Here is a 521-nt window from a genome sequence, read left to right on the forward strand (position 1 = left end):
TTGCCGGGGACTACGTCGAAGCCATGTGGCTGATGCTGCAACAGGACAAACCCGACGACTTCGTGGTGGCCACCGGCGTGACCACCACCGTGCGCGAGATGTGCCGGATCGCCTTCGATCACGTGGGCCTGAACTACCGCGATTACGTGAAGATCGACCCGGCGTTCTTCCGCCCGGCCGAAGTCGAAGTGCTGCTCGGCAACCCGGCCAAGGCCCAGCGTGTGCTGGGCTGGAAACCAAAAACCGATCTGGATACCTTGATCCGCATGATGATGGATGCGGACATGAAACGCGTCGCCAAGGAGTAGGCCATGCTGATTCCCGTGATTCTCTCCGGCGGTGCCGGGACCAGGTTGTGGCCGGTGTCGCGTGAAGGCCATCCCAAACCGTTCATGGCCTTGCCTGACGGCCAGTCGCTGCTGGGCAAGACCTACCGGCGTGCCGCGGACCTGCTCGACGGCTGGGGCGATATCGTCACGGTGACCAACCGCGAGTACTACTTCCAGAGCAAGGATCACTTT

At 62.0% G+C, this 521-nt stretch carries 2 protein-coding genes; both read left to right on the forward strand.

Going from position 1 to position 521, the window contains the following annotated elements; all coding sequences use genetic code 11:
• Positions 1–308: GDP-mannose 4,6-dehydratase (locus AC1DVH_RS32580; RefSeq protein WP_477757236.1), on the forward strand; the 308-nt coding region annotated here is incomplete at its 5' end.
• A 3-nt stretch (positions 309–311) separates the two neighbouring features.
• Positions 312–521: sugar phosphate nucleotidyltransferase (locus tag AC1DVH_RS32585; RefSeq protein ID WP_477757237.1), on the forward strand; the 210-nt coding region annotated here is incomplete at its 3' end.

This window comes from Pseudomonas sp. P4_C3, assembly GCF_056402075.1.